The sequence below is a fragment of the Serratia sp. K1WW1 genome, from assembly GCF_055790865.1.
Genome location: NZ_CM147697.1, coordinates 2,208,307 through 2,220,943 on the forward strand (window position 1 = coordinate 2,208,307; position 12,637 = coordinate 2,220,943).

The window sequence follows — 12,637 nt, forward strand, 5'->3', positions numbered from 1 at the left end:
ATTGGCGGGTTTTTTTTAGCTGAACCACGCTGGGGACTGGCAATGCCCCAGCGTGGTGCAGAACCCGGTTTTACCTCTTCATTCAATCCCGCCATATCGTTAAATTTCATTATTTTTTAATCACTTATACAGATAACACAACGCTTGTTCTGCCTGGCCCGTTTTTTGCTGTAGTTGCAGTAGTTGATATTAAATGCAGTTAACCGCAGCTAGGAGCCACGATGAATTTCAGACGCCTGAAGTATTTCGTAAAGATCGTCGATATCGGTAGCCTGACTCAGGCGGCAGAGGTGTTGCATATTGCGCAGCCTGCGCTGAGCCAGCAAGTTGCCACTCTGGAAGGGGAACTGAAACAGCAATTGCTGATCCGTACCAAGCGCGGAGTGATGCCCACGGAGGCCGGCAATATTCTTTATGCGCATGCGCAAACCATTCTTCAGCAGTGCGAGCAGGCCCAGCAAGCGGTGATCGGCAGTGGGGAAACGCTGGTTGGGCAGGTGGCGGTCGGCCTGGTGCAAGGCAGTGCAGCCTCGCAGTTGGCATTGCCGCTGTTGCAAGCGGTACGCGATCGGCATCCTGGGATTTTGCTGAGCCTGAATGAAAATATCGGCAATACGTTAAGCCAGCAGGTGGCGACGCAGGCTCTGGATATGGCGGTGATGTACGGGCAGAACATGCCACCGAACCTGAACGTTACGGCGTTGGCGAAAGAGGATTTGTATCTGGTCGCGGCAAGAAGCATCCCTCATCCGGGCAACAGCATCGATTTATCGGCGGTGAGCCGCTTTAATCTGTTCTTGCCACGTGAGGGGGATGTGGTGCGCGACCTGGTCGATCAGGCTCTGGCGTTGCGCCAACTCACGCCGAATGTGATTGGTGAGATCGAATCACACAGCATGCTTTGCGCCGCTATTGCTAGCGGAATGGGGGCGACGATCTTGCCAGAATCGATTGCCAGGGCGACGATCGGCCCGGCCAAGGCCTGGATGATCCGCCTCAATGCTCCGGCGCTTTCGGTACCGTTGGCGTTAGTGGTTTGCGGCCAAAAGCCGCTTACTGCGGCAGTGGGAGCGGTGAGGGAGATCCTGCTGGAAATTACCGCCAGCCATCATCAGCCGACGCGAGTGCTGGCTTTGGCGCTGTAGGGGCGCCGCATGCGGCGCCCAGCCTTTGGATTAGCGGAACGGCGGCTCGTTGAAGGTGCGCAGTTTGCGTGAATGCAGGTGTTCACCTTCAGCCCGCAGCAGGTCGATGGCACAAATCCCGATCTGCAAGTGCTCTGAAATCGCACCCTCGTAGAAACGGTTGGCCTGGCCCGGCAGTTTAATCTCGCCGTGTAGCGGTTTATCGGACACGCACAGCAGCGTGCCGTAAGGCACCCGGAAGCGATAACCCTGCGCCGCGATGGTGGCGCTTTCCATATCGACGGCGACGGCACGGCTGAGGTTAAAGCGCAGTGCGGAAGCCGAATAGCGCAGCTCCCAGTTGCGATCGTCGGTGGTGACCACCGTCCCGGTACGTAACCGCTGTTTTACCGCCTCCCCAGGCATACCGCTTACCGTTTTGGTGGCGTCATACAGCGCGCGCTGAACTTCCGCGATGCTTGGGATTGGGATATCCGGTGGCAGCACCGAGTCTAATACATGATCGTCACGCAGGTAGGCGTGGGCCAACACGTAATCGCCAATTGACTGGCTTTCCCGCAGGCCGCCGCAGTGGCCAATCATCAGCCAGGCATGGGGACGCAGCACTGCCAGGTGATCGCAGATGGTTTTGGCATTGGAAGGGCCGACACCGATATTGACCAGCGTGATCCCCTGGCCATCGTTGGCGATCAGGTGATAGGCGGGCATCTGGTGGTTCTTCCAGGCCAGATCGGACACCGTCTGCTCTGGATTTGGCGTTTCTGCCGTAACAAAGTTCCCACCGGCGCAAGAAAGCGCGATATAGGGGCTGGCCGGATCGGCGATCTGGCTACACGCCCAGCGGACAAACTCATCGACATAGCGCGTGTAGTTGGTAAACAACACAAAGTGCTGAAAATGTTCCACCGGCGTGCCGGTATAGTGCCGCAGGCGGGCCAGTGAGAAATCGGTCCGCAGCGCGTCAAAATGGGAGAGTGGAAAATGGTTGGCAAAAGGAGACAGGCCGTCTGCATTTTCATCGCCAATCTGCGCCAGCTCGGTGGTGGGGAAATGCTTGGTAAGCCCGGCACTCATGGTTCTGTCCAAGGTCAGATCGGAGCCGTCGATCACATAAGGGAAGGGGATCTCTTGTTGAGAGGGAACCACTTCGATCACGGCGGCATATTCACTGGCCAGCATTGCTAGCTGTTCGGCAAGATAAGGGCGGAACAGCTGCGGCCGGGTGATGGTGGTGGTGTAGTTGCCAGGCCGGGTAAAACGGCCATAGGCGCGAGTTCTTGGATGATCGGGGTGCTCACCATCCCAGCGTACTCGCAGCTCCGGGTAGGAAAACAGCCCCGAGGCACGGGCCTGCGATTCTGGCAGGGTGCCATCCGCGATAAATTGTTTGATGGCAGCGCGCAAGGCGTTGACCGATGCGTCATACAGTACTTCGAGTTGGTCGAGGGCTTGCAGGGCAGTCAGCGACTTTTTTTCAGGGGTATTCATTGTTTTTCCTCGGTTCTTGCGATACCTCAGCATAGCGTAAAGCGTTGGCCGAATGAATCTATCTGCTGCTGCACTTGCGTGGAGTAGGGGCGCAGCATGTGCGCCCGCTCATATGATGACCTCGAACTAAAAACTAAAGCGTAACCAGGCAAACAGCACGTTGCCGTTGTTGTAGGTACCGGGGATATAGGTGAACTGAACGGTTGCCTGCTTATAGCCAGCGGAAAACAGTGGCAGCACGATCGGCAATGGAATGTAGTTGCCGAAGTCTTCACGTGCGGTGATCCCCGCCGTCACACCAAACCCAAGGCGGAAATCTTGATTCTGATCCAGATACCAGCCCTTTTCCCAGCCATAGCCGACAATCGGCTGCCACTCATTGTGGGAGTCTTTAAACATCATCGCGTACAGGGCACTCCAGTCGCCTTCTTCGTTATAGCGCGATATCCCAAAGCCGCCACCCCACGGCATCTCATTGTAATGATCCGTCTCGTCGTACATAAAACGGGCGTGCCAACTGATAAACGGCAGATAAAGATCGTGGTATTGCGGGTCCTCCCAGGTTTGTGCGACACCGCTGGTTAAAGAGTTCCACCAACCCGAGACCCGCCCGGTGCTGGGTTCCGGTTCTGCTGCATGAGTTGGCGTGGTTAGCAACAACAGCACCGTCCAGACCACTGCAAGAAACATCCGCATAGCGTGCTCCTTTGATGAGTAATGACCCATATTATTCTGTTTACGACGCAATTTTTCTCTTTATAGGTATCGCACCAGCAGTAATGCACTGACAAGTTAAAGTCTAGCCGATGGCTGGCGCTTTTCTGGTAATCGCTAAAATTCATTGGTTGGTTTGTGGAGGGTATGAAGAGAAGGGAGGCGATGAGGGGCGCTGCACATGAACTGAACCCAAGAAGTTGGACGGTTTAAAATTAAGCAACCATCAAGGCCTGCGTTCTGTACTCCACAGGGCTCAGGCCTTTGAGCTTCTGTTTGATACGATGGTTATTGTAGTAATCTATGTACGTTTCTATCTCTTGCGACAGTTGCTCCACACTCTCAAAGCGTTGTAAATAATACAGTTCAGCTTTCAGATGGCCAAAGAAGTTTTCCATTACCGCATTATCCAGGCAGTTCCCCTTGCGAGACATACTCTGTTCTATCCCGTTTTCCTGCAACTGATGTTGATAAACCGCCATCTGATAGTGCCAACCTTGGTCACTGTGCAGCAGCGGCTTCTCATTCGTTTTTAGCGTACTTAGCGCCTTATCCAGCATCGTTTTTACCAGGCTGAAGAGTGGCTTACGGGACATCTCATAGGCGATAATTTCACCGTTAAACAAGTCGAGTACCGGCGACAGATACAGCTTTTCATCCGCCACCCGGAACTCCGTGATATCGGTCACCCACTTTTGGTTAGGCCCCTGCGCGGTAAAATCTCGCTGCAAGGTATTCGGGGCAACTTTACCGACATGTCCCTTGTAAGAGCGGTACTTTTTACGGCGAACGGGCGATTTCAATTGCAGTTCAACCATCAGTTTTTGCACGGTTTTATGATTTAGCATGGCCCCCATTTTTCGAAGAGCACTGGTCACCCGGCGATAGCCGTAACGGCCTTTATGCTCGTTAAAAACAGCCATTATTTGCTGCTTGATTTCACCATACTTATCCGGTACTTGATGGCTTTTACAACAATAGTAATACGTACTGCGCGGCAGTTTTCCGGCCCACAGCAAAACCTCCAAACGGTGTTCTGACCTCAATGCTCTGATTATTTTTGCCCTTTTCGACGAGTCTGGGCTTCCTTCTGTTGCATCAAGGCTCTCAACTTTTTTATGTAATCATTCTGTGCACGTAAAAACTCGATTTCCTCCCGCATCTCTTCGGGGGTCAACTCATCAGGCGATTTATCGGCATGGGGGGTTTTGGGATGCTGACGCATTTGGCGATTACGCTTATTCAGGTTGAGGGCTTCAGCCCCATTCTCCCGATAGAGTTTAATCCAGCGTTCCACAGTAAGGTAAGAAGGAATATTGAATTTAGCGGCGACTGTCGCTAAAGAGAGCGGATTTGAAAGCGCGAATTCGACAACAGAGAGCCTGAAGTCAGGTGTGTAATGTTGCTTGCGTCCTACCCGCAGCCCCTGTTCCCCATGATGCTGATAAGCGGCAATCCATCTGCGTAGTTGGACATGGGCAATAGAAAACTTCTTAGCGGTCTGTTTTTGACCGCCGAGTCCGGCAAGATAGTACCGGACAACGTCAAGTTTGAACTGAAGTGAATACTTCATCAGAACTGTACCTCCAAATGTCAGATGTTTGTCCAACATTTGGGGTTCAGTTCACACAGAGCGCCCGCTTAGAGAAATTATAAACCGCGTTGGTCCATCAAAACAGCCAGATCAACCAGACGATTAGAGAAAGCCCATTCGTTGTCGTACCAGGCGAGGATCTTCACCAGATTGCCGCCGATGACCAACGTAGACAGCCCGTCGATAATGGATGAACGTGGGTCACCCTGATAGTCGCTCGATACCAAAGGCTCATCGCTGTAGCCCAAGATATCTTGCAACGGACCTAAGGTTGCCGCTTTGCGAAATGCCGCGTTCACTTCTTCTACCGTCACATCACGTTTGAGCGTGACGGTCAGATCAACAATAGACACCACGGGCACTGGCACGCGCAGTGAATAGCCGGTCAGGCGTCCGTCCAATTCCGGGATCACTTTACCGAGCGCTTTAGCCGCACCGCTAGAATAAGGCACGATAGACAGTGCGGCGGCACGGGCTCCGCGCAGGTCTTTTTCCGGTTGATCGTGCAGGGCCTGGCTGTTGGTATAGGCATGGGTGGTGTTCATCAAACCATGTTCAATACCGAAGCTTTGGTGCAGAACCAACGCTGCCGGTGCTAAACCGTTAGTTGTACAACTGCCGTTGCTGACCACTTTATGCAAGGCGGGATCGTATTTCTCATGATTGACGCCCATCACGACCGTGATGTCATCGTCTTTACCGGGTGCAGATAAAATCACGCGTTTTGCGCCGCCTTTGGTGATGTGCACTTCGGCTTTGGCTTTGTCGGTGAAGAATCCGGTGGCTTCGATAACCAAATCAACCCCCACGCTGCTCCACGCAATAGCGCCCGGATCGCGTTCGGAGAAGACGTGAATGGTTTTACCATCCACCAGTAACTGTCCTTCGGAGGCTTCAACACTGGCGGCCAAGGTGCCCTGCAGTGAGTCGTATTTGAGAAGATGAGCCAGGGTTTTGCTGTCGGTCAGGTCATTGATTGCCACCACCTGAAAGTCATTGCGACCCAGCGCGGCGCGCAGTACGTTTCTGCCAATGCGACCAAACCCATTAATGCCTACTTTGACCATGATGTGCTCCTAGGTGAGTTATCTGGTTCCAAAATAGTGCGTGGATGATTTGGCGTAAATGACAAATAACAATCAATTTAGGACATGGTGCGAGCGTGAAAACGCTCTCGATAATCTGAGGGTGTGAGTTGTAAATTTCTTTCAAACACGCGACGCAGGTTGAGGCTGTTGCCAAAACCCGTGGCGGTGGCGATTTGTTCGAGCTTATCCGAGCTTTGTTCCAGGTGCTGCCGTGCTACGTCGAGGCGGACTTCTTCCACATACTTGGCGGGGCTGATCCCGGTTTCACGGGTGAAAACGCGGGTAAAATTCCTTGGGCTCATGGCCACGTGCTCCGCCAGCCTTTCAACGGATAAATCGCCGGACAGATTTTGCAGTATCCACGTTTGCAGATCGCGGATTGGGCCAGGCGAACTGGCTTGGCTGAGCAGAAAACGGCTGAACTGTGATTGTCCTCCGGGGCGGCGCAGGAACATCACCAAGTCTTGGGCGACATCGCGCGCTAACGTGAAGCTGTGATCGTCTTCCACTAAAGCCAGCGTGAGGTCGAAGCCAGAACTGACGCCAGCGGAGGTCCAGATATTGCCGTCCTGAAGATAAATCGGGCCTTTCTCAACGTGGACACTGGGGAATTGAGCTTGCATCGCTTCAAGTAACCGCCAGTGCGTGGTGGCACGGCGCCCATCAAGCAGACCGGCCTGAGCCAATAGCCACGCACCGCCGCAAATCGATACGATCCGCCGTGCGTACGGCGCAGCCTGACGCAGCCAATTGACGACGATATTGCTTTCCTCAACGCTCATACCTTTGCCGGTGATCATAATGGTGTCACGCGGCAGCGTGGGATCAAGGTCAGTTAGGCGGTGATCGGCCAGCAGATTTAGCCCCGACCCCCCACGGATCACGCGGTGCGCCTGGGTTGTGGCAATCGATACCTGATACGGTGGATGCGCGGCATCCGTCGGCCTCAAGCGGTTGGCTTGCATCAGGATATCGGCAATGCCCGTAGGCTCGAATAACATGCCCCCTTCGGGGACGATAATCAAAAAGGTGTGCATGTCCTTAAAATACAAATTAGACAAAATAAGTCAAGCGTGGGCTGTGTGGGGGAGGGTGACGGACAAAGTGGTAATGCTAATTTATAGGGGCGCCGCCTGCGGCGCCCGCTTAGCTTAGTAGGAGATCCCCGGCGGATTGACCTCAGATGCCGCAACGCCTTCCCCTTGTTCACCCCAGCGCGCCAGCACCTGTTGATACTCACCTTGCGCGATCGTACCGTCTAGCGCAGCCTGCAGAGCATAAACCAATCCATTTCCCTTGTTGGTGGTGGTGGCCACATAGGCTTTCTTCGGCCCCAGCCCCACCACGCGGGTTTGGCCCGTCAGAGCCGCTTTGTAGGCGGCTACCGACTGCGGGCCGAACATGACGTCTGCCCGCCCGGACTGAATATAAAGATTGCCGGAGGCGTCATCGGTCAGATAGATCGGCTGTGCGGGTTTCAGGCCCTCACGCTGATTTTGCTCATTCCAGCCCAGCAGAATTCTCTCCTGGTTGGTGCCAGAACCGACAATCACACGTAGCCCCGCCACATCCGCGGGCTTACTGATAGATTGAATATCGCTGGTCGATTTTACCGAGAACGCCAGTGAGTCAGCGCGATAAGTGGCAAAATCAAATTTGGTCTTGCGCTGTTCCGTGACGGCAATGTTGACCAACGCAACGTCATAGCGGCCAGAAGTGATCCCAAGTGGCCAGTCTTCCCAGGCGGTTGGCACCAGCTTTAGCTTCAGCCCAAGACTGTCGGCGAGCAGCCGCGCGACGTCCGGATCGCTGCCGATGCGCGTTTTATTGTCGCTGGCCAACAGCGCTAGCGGTGGTGAATTGAGCGCGGAGATGGCTACCGTCAGCGTCCCTGGCTCTACGAAGCGGTAATCTGCCGGGATTTTACTGACGGCCTGCGGATTTTTAGCCGTGTGCAGCGGCTGCTCATTGGCAGCCAAATCGATATTCCCTTGTGCAAAGGCTACGGAGCTGAACCATGCCAGCGCCAGAAATGTATATTTCATTTTTTTCCTTATAGGACTTTAGATAAAAATTGACGGGTGCGTGGGTGCTGTGGGCGTTTGAGCACCGCCTCGCTGTGACCCTGTTCAACGATCTTGCCATCCACCATAAACACCACCTGATCGGCCACCTCCCGGGCAAAACCAATCTCGTGAGTTACCACCACCAGCGTGGTTCCGGAGCGGGCAAGCTTCTTGATAACGTCCAGCACTTCCCCCACCAGTTCTGGGTCCAGTGCAGAGGTGGGTTCGTCAAACAGCATGACGCGCGGGCGCAGTGCCAGTGCACGTGCAATCGCAATGCGTTGCTGTTGGCCGCCAGACAGATGACGCGGCCAGGAATCGGCTTTATCGCGCAGCCCCACCACATCCAGCAGTTCAAGCGCTCGCTTAATGGCGTCCTGGCGATTCAGGTGACCATGGGCGATAGGGGCTTCAATCAGGTTTTCCAGCACGGTGAGGTGCGGGAACAGATTGAAATTCTGAAACACATACCCCACGTTGATGCGCTGACGCAGGATCTCTTTCTCCTTCAGTTCGTAAAGCTTGTCGCCCGACAGACGGTAGCCAATGTAGTCGCCATCAATCTGAATAAAGCCTTCATCAACGCGCTCCAGATGGTTAATGGTGCGTAACAGCGTCGACTTTCCTGAGCCGGACGGCCCGAGGATCACCGTTACCGAGCCGGGTGGAATTTCCAGAGAAACGTTATCCAGCGCCTTATGACGGCCAAAAATCTTGCTGACGCCGGTAATGGAGATGTGGCCTTGGGTGTTATGAGATGGGGACATGGATCGCCTCCGGTGCTGAAGGGATTGGCTGATGCGACGGGCTTTGTTTGCCCGCTTCCTGATTAACGGCGGAGCGGCGTTCGCTGCGTGCCAGCCAGCGTTCCACAATGTGTTGCAGCAGCGATAGCACGCTGGTGATCGCCAGATACCAGACGGCACCCACCATCAATAGGGGGATCACTTCCTGGGTGCGGTTGTAAATCATCTGGATGGTATAAAACAGCTCAGGCATGGCTAAGACGTAAACCATCGCGGTGCCTTTGGCGAGGCTGATAATTTCGTTGAAACCGGCAGGCAGAATGGTACGCAGCGCCTGAGGTAGAATAATACGCAGGGTACGCCGCCAGGCGGGTAAGCCTAGCGCAGCTGCGGCCTCATATTGACCGTGATCGACACCCAGAAAACCACCGCGAATGATCTCTGCCGTATAGGCACTTTGTACCAGCGTTAATCCCACCACCGCGGTGGAAAACTGGCCGAGCACGTTGATGGTGGCAAAGCTGCCAAAAGCAATATCGGTAAAGGGAATGCCGATGGAAAGCCGCTCGTACAGATAGGAAAAGTTGTACAGAATAATCAGCACCACGATCAGCGGCAGCGAACGGAACAGCCAGATATAGCCCCATGCCAGGCTGTTTAACAGCCAGGAGGACGATAGCCTCGACAGCGCGAGCGCACCACCAATAATCAGGCTGAGTACGGTGCCTAGCAGCGTCAGCAGCAAGGTCTGCGCTACCCCCGAGAGGATAACCGGATCAAAGAACCAGCGGGCAAAAACCGCCCATTCCCAGCGGGGATTGAAGGCGATCGACTGAACGACGATCGCCAATACAAACAGCGCCACGACGGCCCCAGCGGTGCGAAGCGGATAACGCGCCGGAACCACTTTAATGCTCGAAGATGAATTCATCGGTGGGTTCCTCAGGCAATATTGCTTTGGCTGGCGAAGGTCAGCGTTTTGATAAAACGCAGGCGGCCGTCATAGGGCGGTACGCTGTACTCTTCATGGTCGCGGTGGATGTCGAACTGCGGTTCGTATCCTTGCCCCAGATAAAGCTGCACGGCTTCCGGCTGGCGAAATCCGGTGGTGAGATAGACGCGGCTATAACCCGCTAGCAATGCACGACGTTCCAGTTCCCGTACCACACGGCCTGCCAGGCCCTGTTGGCGCAGTGCCGGATGTGTCCAGATACGTTTCAGCTCTGCGGTGTGCGGATCAAAAGGTTTGTAAGCACCGGTCGCAATGATGTCGCCATCACGCTCCAGCACCAGAAATAGCCCCTGCGGCGGCAGATACCATTGCACCAGCTCGACTTCGGCGTCGCGGGAGAAATAGTCGCCATAGCGGGCGGCATATTCGCCGAATAACCCGTTGATAATCGGTTGCAACTCTTTGGCTTCAGGCGAAACATCACGAAATACGTCACTCATGTGGCCCCCTTAATCGCCTAATCCAGCCGGGTTGATCTCGGAGGCAGAAAGGCGCTCAATGCCTTCACCCCAGCGGTTAAGCACTTTTTCGTAATCCCCATTGTTGATAACGCCATTCAGCGCGGTTTGTACTGGTGCCACCAGACCGCTGCCTTTTTTCAGCGTTACTGCGATATGTGCCGCTTTTGGCCAGCCACCGTCTACGCTGCCGGCCAGGCGGGTTTTGCCGGTGAGTGCCGCCTTCCAGGCTCCAGTCACGTTCGGGCCAAAGAAGGCATCGGCGCGCCCAGACTGCAGCGCCAGCGTTTGGGCTGCGTCGTCTTTGGTATAAATCGGGGTAAAAGGCTGCAACCCTTGCTGCTGATTTGCCTGGTTCCAGGCCAGCAGGATGGCTTCCTGGTTGGTGCCAGAACCGACGATAATGCGCAGCCCGGCAATGTCTTCGGCTTTCCCTATGGCCTTGATCGGGCTGTCGGACTTGACGTAAAACCCGAGTGAGTCTTTACGATAAGTGGCAAAGTCGAATTTCTCTTTGCGCTCCTTGGTCACGGTAATATTGCTGATGGCGGCATCATATTTGCCGGAATAAACGCCAAGTGGCCAATCCTCCCAGGAAGTCGGAACGACGTTAAGTTCCAGCCCCAGGCTATCCGCCACCAGGCGGGCGATATCGACCTCGCTGCCCAACAGCGTTTTGTTATCTTCGGCAAACACCGTCAGCGGCGGTGAATTGAGCGCCGACACCGCGACGGTGAATTTACCAGGGACGGCAAAGTGATAACCTTTCGGCAATTGGGCCACCGCCTGCGGATTTATTTTGGTATTGATCGGCGCTTTGTTCGCCTCCAGGCTGACGCCCGCGCCGTTAATCGTCACACTCTGTGCCCAGGCGGCAGGGCTAAGCGTTAGCGCCAGGAGTAATAGGGTTTTCTGCATAGCGTTGTCTCTTTTATCGTTATTGGTTTATTGCGGTGCGAACTGATTGGCTGGCGATGTCAGACCAAGACTTTCACGCAATGTCGTGCCCGGGTATTCCGTACGGAAAAGGCCGCGTGCTTGCAGCACGGGCACCACTTCATCGACAAAACGCGGGAAGGTATCTGGCGTACCGCCCTGGATAATGAAGCCGTCTGCCGCAAAGGTGTCGAACCACTGTTGCAGGCCATCGGCAACCTGTTGTGCCGTACCGTGAAAGCGTGGGCGGGGAGTTGCGGCTTCCAGCGCCACCTGGCGCAACGTCAGGCCGCGTTCGCGGGCATTACGCTTGATTTCATCGGTGGTGCTGCGAAAACTGTTTTGCCCGAGTTCGCCAACATCGGGGAAGGGCGCATCCAACGGGTATTGGCTGAAATCGTGGTGCTCAAAATAACGGCCAAGGTAGTTGAGCGCGTCTTTGATGGAAACCAGGGCAGCGGTTACCTGATACTGGCGTTCAACATCCTCGGCATCTTTGCCGACAATCAGGCTGACACCCTGGAAAATATGCAGTTCCTCTGGGCGGCGGCCAAAGCGTTCAAGCTGGCTTTTTACGTCACGATAAAACTCCTGTGCCGCCTCCAGCGTTTCATGGTGGGTGAAAATAGCATCGGCATGGTGTGCCGCTAATTTCTTGCCGTCATCCGAAGCGCCAGCCTGGAATATAATGGGTCGACCTTGTGGCGTGCGGCCAATATTCAGCGGGCCAGCTACCTGAAAAAAGTCACCGTGGTGATCCAGCGTATGCAATTTAGCGGGATCAAAGTATTGACCGGTGGCTTTATCGCGAGTAAATGCATCTTCTTCCCATGAGTCCCAAAGTCCTTTCACTACATCCAGATATTCATCGGCAATGCGGTAACGCAATGCATGCTCAGGGTGCTTTTCGCGGGAAAAGTTCTTCGCCGATCCCTCCAGCGGTGAGGTCACCACGTTCCAGCCAGCTCTGCCGTTGCTGAGATGATCAAGGCTGGCAAACTGACGTGCCACGGTGAAGGGTTCACTGTAGGAAGTCGATACTGTGCCCACCAACCCCAAACGGCTGGTAATAGTGGCGAGCGCAGATAATACCGTCAGTGGCTCAAAGCGATTTAAAAAATGCGGTATGGATTTCTCATTAATATATAAACCGTCTGCCACAAACAGAAAATCAAGCTTTCCCTCTTCGGCCTTGATAGCCGTGTTTTTGACGAAGTCAAAATTAATACTGGCATCTGCCTGTGCTGCCGGGTGTCGCCATGCGGACATATTGCCAGATGCGCCGTGTAATATTGTGCCCAGGCGCAGTTGTCGGTTTAAAGACATGTTCAACCCTCATTTTCAGACAATGGATATCCCTAGGGATATATTCCCTAGGTATTGATTAACG

The 12,637-nt window shown here is 54.4% G+C and carries 10 protein-coding genes and 1 pseudogene; 1 reads left to right on the forward strand and 10 read right to left on the reverse strand.

Translation table 11 applies throughout. The features are described 5' to 3' along the window. Positions 1 to 221 precede the first annotated feature (221 nt). Positions 222 to 1,145: a nitrogen assimilation transcriptional regulator NAC gene (nac, locus tag ACX9GU_RS09915; protein WP_473194635.1), complete on the forward strand. Its 924-nt coding sequence runs from the start codon at positions 222 to 224 to the stop codon at positions 1,143 to 1,145. Positions 1,146 to 1,175: 30 nt separating this feature from the next. Here the strand turns inward: nac and ACX9GU_RS09920 are convergent, their stop codons facing one another. The 10 genes and pseudogenes from ACX9GU_RS09920 to ACX9GU_RS09965 form a co-directional block, all read right to left on the reverse strand. Next, positions 1,176 to 2,633, reverse strand: coding sequence for an AMP nucleosidase (locus ACX9GU_RS09920; RefSeq protein WP_473194636.1), 1,458 nt, complete (start codon positions 2,631 to 2,633; stop codon positions 1,176 to 1,178). A gap of 126 nt (positions 2,634 to 2,759) precedes the next feature. Beyond that, a complete protein-coding gene (pagP, locus tag ACX9GU_RS09925; protein WP_473194637.1) occupies positions 2,760 to 3,329 on the reverse strand; it encodes a lipid IV(A) palmitoyltransferase PagP in 570 nt (189 codons plus the stop codon). A gap of 233 nt (positions 3,330 to 3,562) precedes the next feature. Continuing rightward, positions 3,563 to 4,923, reverse strand: a protein-coding gene (locus ACX9GU_RS09930; RefSeq protein ID WP_473195154.1) for an IS3 family transposase whose coding sequence is annotated in 2 segments (ribosomal slippage) — positions 3,563 to 4,428 and positions 4,428 to 4,923 — 1,362 coding nt in all. Because the reading frame shifts where the segments join, the coding sequence is not laid out codon by codon here. A 74-nt stretch (positions 4,924 to 4,997) separates the two neighbouring features. After that, a complete protein-coding gene (gene gap, locus ACX9GU_RS09935; RefSeq protein ID WP_473194638.1) occupies positions 4,998 to 6,008 on the reverse strand; it encodes a type I glyceraldehyde-3-phosphate dehydrogenase in 1,011 nt (336 codons plus the stop codon). A 77-nt stretch (positions 6,009 to 6,085) separates the two neighbouring features. Continuing rightward, a complete protein-coding gene (locus ACX9GU_RS09940) occupies positions 6,086 to 7,066 on the reverse strand; it encodes a GlxA family transcriptional regulator (protein ID WP_473194639.1) in 981 nt (326 codons plus the stop codon). Positions 7,067 to 7,180: 114 nt separating this feature from the next. Continuing rightward, positions 7,181 to 8,074, reverse strand: coding sequence for a transporter substrate-binding domain-containing protein (locus ACX9GU_RS09945; RefSeq protein WP_473194640.1), 894 nt, complete (start codon positions 8,072 to 8,074; stop codon positions 7,181 to 7,183). 8 nt (positions 8,075 to 8,082) lie between these two features. Continuing rightward, positions 8,083 to 8,862 carry an amino acid ABC transporter ATP-binding protein gene (locus ACX9GU_RS09950; protein ID WP_473194641.1) on the reverse strand — a complete coding sequence of 260 codons (780 nt, stop codon included), beginning with the start codon at positions 8,860 to 8,862 and terminating at the stop codon, positions 8,083 to 8,085. After that, complete coding sequence (locus ACX9GU_RS09955) at positions 8,846 to 9,772, reverse strand: amino acid ABC transporter permease (RefSeq protein ID WP_166732902.1); 927 nt, start codon at positions 9,770 to 9,772, stop codon at positions 8,846 to 8,848. Before ACX9GU_RS09955 ends, ACX9GU_RS09950 begins: the two co-directional genes overlap by 17 nt. An 11-nt stretch (positions 9,773 to 9,783) precedes the next feature. Continuing rightward, positions 9,784 to 10,293, reverse strand: a complete 510-nt coding sequence (locus ACX9GU_RS09960) for a GNAT family N-acetyltransferase (RefSeq protein WP_473194642.1) — start codon at positions 10,291 to 10,293, stop codon at positions 9,784 to 9,786. A gap of 9 nt (positions 10,294 to 10,302) precedes the next feature. After that, positions 10,303 to 12,573 (reverse strand): annotated as a pseudogene (locus ACX9GU_RS09965) (NtaA/DmoA family FMN-dependent monooxygenase). Between the last annotated feature and the right edge of the window lie 64 nt (positions 12,574 to 12,637).